This window comes from Terriglobales bacterium (assembly GCA_035454605.1).
In the GTDB taxonomy this organism is placed as follows: Bacteria; Acidobacteriota; Terriglobia; order Terriglobales; family Acidobacteriaceae; genus DATMAB01.
The window spans coordinates 1-5252 of record DATIGQ010000206.1 but is presented as its reverse complement, the minus strand read 5'-3'; the positions used below and the strand labels follow the sequence as shown (position 1 = coordinate 5252).

At 64.6% G+C, this 5252-nt stretch carries 4 protein-coding genes; 1 reads left to right on the top strand and 3 read right to left on the bottom strand.

Translation table 11 applies throughout. The annotated features are described in order from the left end of the window. Positions 1–124: 124 nt before the first annotated feature. Positions 125–943, top strand: a complete 819-nt coding sequence (locus VLE48_14375; GenBank protein ID HSA94195.1) for a menaquinone biosynthesis protein — start codon at positions 125–127, stop codon at positions 941–943. 181 nt (positions 944–1124) lie between these two features. On the opposite strand, the gene VLE48_14370 is transcribed toward VLE48_14375, so the two are convergent. From VLE48_14370 to VLE48_14360, 3 genes are all read right to left on the bottom strand, one after another. After that, on the bottom strand, positions 1125–2777 hold the full coding sequence (locus tag VLE48_14370; GenBank protein HSA94194.1) for a VWA domain-containing protein: 1653 nt from the start codon (positions 2775–2777) through the stop codon (positions 1125–1127). A gap of 77 nt (positions 2778–2854) precedes the next feature. Then, positions 2855–4294, bottom strand: a complete 1440-nt coding sequence (locus VLE48_14365) for a sigma-54 dependent transcriptional regulator (GenBank protein ID HSA94193.1) — start codon at positions 4292–4294, stop codon at positions 2855–2857. Further along, the coding region (locus VLE48_14360; protein HSA94192.1) for an ATP-binding protein at positions 4287–5252 on the bottom strand (966 nt) is incomplete at its 5' end. The genes VLE48_14365 and VLE48_14360, both read right to left, overlap by 8 nt.

The following is a 5252-nucleotide window of genomic DNA, read 5'->3' as shown; positions in this document are numbered from 1 at the left end:
AAATCCGCGGTTGAAACGGAGGGCCCGCCGCGGACTGTACACGCGGCGGAAAATCGATGTCAATAGCGGGCCAGAAGCTAGCAGCTAGTAGCTAGCAGCTAGAAGCGAGTAGAATTTCGCCGTCATGGGGTATGTGCGCATCTCGGCCATTTCCTTCCTCAACACGGCGCCGCTGATGTGGGACTTCGAGCACGGCCCGCCGCGTCCCGGGTTCGAGGTGCGCTATACCGTGCCCGCGCAGTGCGCCGAGCAGTTGCGCACCGGCGCGGCCGACGTGGGCATCATCCCGGTCATCGCCTACGAGACCATCCCCGACCTGGCCATCATTCCCGGCGTGTCGATTTCCTCGCGGCGCTCCGTGCGCTCCATCCTGCTGGTGGCCAGAAAGCCCATCGAAGAGGTAGAGACCGTCGCGGCGGATACTTCGTCGCGCACGTCGGTCGCCCTCGCCCGGGTGCTGTTCGCGAAGTGGTGGGGCGGGCAGCGGCATTTCCTGGCCATGGAGCCCGACCTCGACGCCATGCTGGGCACCTGCGATGCCGCCCTGCTCATCGGCGATCCCGCGCTCACCGTGGACCGCTCCCGCTACCTCACCTATGACCTTGCCGAAGAATGGAACCGCTTCACCGGCAAGCCCGCCGTCTTCGCCTTCTGGGCGGTGCGCTCGGAAGCGGCACGGCCGGAGCTGGCGCGCGTCTTCCAGCAGTCACGCGACCACGGCCTGGAGCCGGAAAACGTCCGCGCGCTGGCCCGCCAGTGGGCGCCGCGTGTCGGCATCGCCGAAAGGGAAGTGGTCTCCTATCTGACGGAAAACATCGACTACGCCTTCGACGCCGAGCATCGCGAAGGCCTGGAACTGTTCTATCGCCACGCCGTGGACTGCGGCGTGATCGCGGCTATACGGCCGCTGGTGTTCCTGGGGCAGAGCGTGGCGGCGGGGTAGCAGACCCCGGTTGTCAGTTCTCGGTTCTCAGTTGGCTGAAACTGGGAGCTCTTGAACTAGAAAACTGAACCCTACTCCCCTCCGCCCCGTCTCTTCCTTATCTCGATACTCAGCCGCTTGAGCTTCTGGTTGAGGGTCGAGAGCGGGATGCGGAAGCGTTCGGCGGCGTCGGTCTGCTGGACTACTGGGTTGGTGCGGCCACATCCACCGGCGCGCTAAGCGTGCCGAAGAAGCCGGTGGTGACGTCGCGCACCCCCAGCCGAAGTTCGTAGCGCCCAGACGGGAGTTCCATTTCCAGGCGGAAGGGCAGGCCCTGTTGCTCCAGCGCGTGCAGGTCGGAGCTGAGGACAGGTGCGGTGAGTTCAAGGGCCAGCCGTGCCGCCACGTCGCCTTTCTGATTGATTGCGACTGCGTGGAATTCAGCCCGGTATGCCTTTCCACCGTTGGCAAGGGGTCGCGCCGAGAGGGTGTTGAGGTCCACACGGAACTCGATCGGCAGCGTGACTGGCTCGCCCGAGCCTGCTGGCGCGATTCGGGCATCAAAGACGATCTGGGTGGCAGGCATGGCGGTCGCTTCGAGTGTCCAGGCCATGTCGGCCTGCACCGCCTTGGAGCGCGTCTCCCACTTTTCCGGGTCGAAGGCGAAGTAACCTTGTCGGTGGCGTATAGTGAGTCCGGGACGCTTCAACCTAACGCGTAATTCGCGAAATCTCCCGTCCCAATTCTTGTTCTCCGCGTAATAGCCGACCACGTAATAGGTCGAGCCTTCCCGAATGCTCGTGGCCACGGCATTGTCGATATCGTTTCGATTCTTGAACATTCGTCCGCCAGTGAAGCTAGCCATTACTTCCATGCTTTGCTGGGTGTCCAGTATCTGCCTGCTCGCACGTTCGATGTCTTCTTTGAACTGCACGCGCGGGCGATCCGCATTGATTGCAGTGATTCCTACTACCAGCCCGCGGGCATCTACGGGATATACGGCGACCCGGGCGTCGGTCAGCATGGCCGTCGTTACTCTGGTCTCGCTGACGTAGGAACCTCTCGTTTCAATTGACTGCAGGGGGAATCCCGCAGACACCCAGACAAGGTTCTTCCGTCCTGGAATGCCGGCCATGGAGCGGCCGATGGCCCGCAGCGCGGCAAGCGTTCCTGCCACGCGCACGTCGCGAGCTGCAATCACTTGGTTCATGTAAAACTCGTTCATTTGCCGGTAAAAGCGCAAAAAACGCTGTTCTCGTGGCTCCGGCGCGCGCACCCGGTCTAGGTCCTCCATCGACAGTTCCCGCGACGCTTGCGGCCGGAAGGTCTCAACCGCAGCCCGCAATTGCGCTGGGTCATCGGTGAAGTCCTGCAGCAACGTCAGCGAGCTTCCAAGCGCGTATACGGCCACCGGCTGATCCGGCCTCAGTTGCGTGCCTAGGTATTTCAGCAGTTGCAGCCTCGCGTAGGCCTGATCCTGCATGCGCGTATTGCGAGCATCGAGAAGCAGGATGACCAGCGGCTCGGCCGTACTGCGGTACTCGGGTCGGTTGGTGTACACGTTCGGAGGCAACGCGGGCGGGACTGCGCTCCGTGCCTCCTCGGGTGTGTGCAAGGTAGCAAACGCCAGCTTCACCGGCTTGCCGTTCTCGTAGACCGCGAAGTCTTCCGCCTTGAGGTCGCGCACCGGGCGGCCGTTCCGGTCGGTCACCACCGCATCCACCAGCACCAGGCCGGTGGTCACGCGTACCGTCGGTTGGGGAGTGTTATCGGCAGGAACCTGGGCTAGCGCGCTGGCGGTCAGCCACCACGCCAGGCCCCAAAGGACGACCAACCTTGCTTTGCGGCGCGACATCCGCAGTCCTCCACGCTTGTGCAGAACCGGGGGCCCTTGGTGCGAGAAACGAGAAACCAGAAACGAGAAACCCGAACCTACTCCGCTCCGCCGCGTCTCTTCCGAATCTCGATACTCAGCCGCTTGATCTTCTGGTTGAGGGTCGAGAGCGGGATGCGGAAGCGTTCGGCGGCGTCGGTCTGGTTCCAGGAGGTTTTTTCCAGCATGTCGGTGATGATGCGGCGCTCGCAGTCCTCGATGATGTCGAACAGCGAGGCGTCGGGGTTCGAGGCCAGCAGGCTCACCGGCGTGCCCCGGCCGACGATGAGGTCGGGCAGAAGGTCAATGCCGATCACCGGGCCGGTCGAGAGCACGACGGCGCGCTCGATGACGTTCTCCAGTTCGCGCACGTTGCCCGGCCACTGGTAATCCATCAGAGGACGCAGTGCTTCGGCCGAGACCTGGCGCACCGGTTTGTCGTTCTCCGCGGAGTACTTCTTGAGGAAATGCTCGACCAGCAGCGGGATGTCCTCGCGGCGAGCGCGCAGCGGCGGCAGGTCGATGGTGATGACGTTCAGCCGGTAGTAGAGGTCCTCGCGGAACCGGCCTTCGGCCACCATCTGCTTCAGGTCCACGTTGGTGGCGGCGATGACGCGCACGTCCACCTGGATTTCCTGCACGCCGCCCAGGTGCATGAACTTGCGGTCCTGGAGCACGCGCAGGATCTTGGACTGCGTCTCCAGGCTCATGGTGCCGATCTCGTCCAGGAAGATGGTGCCACGGTCGGCCACCTCGAACAGGCCCTTTTTCGAGGCGATGGCGCTGGTAAACGCGCCCTTGACGTGCCCGAAGAGCGTCGATTCCAAAAGGTCGGGCGGCATGGAGCCGGTGTTCACCGGAACGAACGGGCGGTCGCGGCGCGGCGAGTTGGCGTGGATTGCCTTGGCGATCAGCTCCTTGCCGGTGCCGCTTTCGCCCTGCAGCAGCACGGTCGAGCGGCTGGGCGCGACCTGCGCCACCAGGTCGAAGATCTTGAGCATGGCGTCGCCCTTGCCCACGATGTTCTCGAAGTTGTAGCGCTGCTTGAGGGCGCGCTTGAGCTGGACCACTTCTTCTTCGGCGCGGCGGCGGGCGATCGCGGTGCGGATGTCGGCCAGCAGCTTCTCGTTGTCCCAGGGCTTCTGCACGAAGTTGGAAGCGCCGCCCTGCATGGCGGAGACGGCGTTCTCCACCGTGCCGTAGGCGGTGATCATGATGACCGGCACCAGCGGGTCGCGCTCGCGTATCTCGCGCAACACTTCCAGGCCGTTGCGGTCGGGCAGAGCCAGGTCGAGCAGGATGAGGTCGAAGGGCCGCTCGCCCAGCGCCGCGAGGCCCGCTTCCCCGGTTCCCGCCGCGCGTACCTGGTAGTTCTCCAGGTCGAGCAGGGTCTCGAGCGACTCCCGGATGGCGGCCTCGTCGTCAATGATGAGGATGGCAGCGGGCGCAGTCTCTTCACGGTTGTACGGCGGACGGGTGATGACCGCGCTCTCAGACACGGACAGCCTTCCTTACCAGCGGGAATTCCAGGTGGAACGCGGTGCCCTCGCCCGGCCGGCTCTCCACGCGGATCTTCCCCGCATGCTCCTGAATGATGCCGTAAGTCACGGAGAGGCCGAGGCCGGTGCCGCGGGGCTGGGCGCCGGCGGCGCCGTTCTTGGTGGTGAAGAACGGGTCGTAGATGCGGGTGATGTGCTCCTGGGCGATGCCCATGCCGGTGTCGCGCACGCTGACCCGCGCGGCGTCGCCGTTCGAAGTGGAGACGGAGAGCGTGCCGCCTTCGGGCATGGCGTCGCGCGCGTTCAGGAACAGGTTGAGGAACACCTGCTGCAGCTTGCCGAAATTGCCGTAGATGGGCACCAGCGCGTCGGTGAGCTGCATGTCCACCTGCACGCGGGACTGCCTGAGCTGGTGCTCGAGCAGCGTGAGCGTGTCACGCACCACCTTGTTGAGGTCCACGTCGGTGAACTCGGTGGCGCTGGTGCGGGAGAAGTTCAGCAGGCTGTTGACAATCTCCGAGGCGCGGAAGGTCTGGCGCGTGATCTTCTCCAGCAGCTCCGTCTGCCGGGGGTCGCGCTGCACCTGCTTGGCCAGCATCTGGGCGTAGGAGGAGATGACGGCCAGCGGGGTATTGACCTCGTGGGCCACGCCCGCCGCCAGCAGGCCGATGGACGACATCTTGTCGGCCTGGGAGAGCTGCGCTTCCAGGTCCACGCGCTCGGTGATGTCGTCCAGGATGATCAGCCGGCCGATGGGCTCGAAGGTGCGCGAGACCAGTGGCGCGATGGCGATGTTGGTGATGCGCATCTCGCCTGCCGGCGACGCCATGCGGAACTTGTACAGGTTGCGGATGCCGGGGGTCTGGCGGCCGCGGTAGAACTCCTCGGCGAATTCGGCGGGCATCACTTCGCCCAATGGGCGGTTGAGGGCCTGGGCCCGCGGGGTGGCGAACATCAC

What these genes read in the sequence shown, in the direction of transcription:
- VLE48_14375 (HSA94195.1), top strand. Translation starts at nt 125, where the DNA reads ATGGGGTATGTGCGCATCTCGGCCATTTCCTTCCTCAACACGGCGCCG.
- VLE48_14370 (HSA94194.1), bottom strand. Translation starts at nt 2,777, where the DNA reads ATGTCGCGCCGCAAAGCAAGGTTGGTCGTCCTTTGGGGCCTGGCGTGG.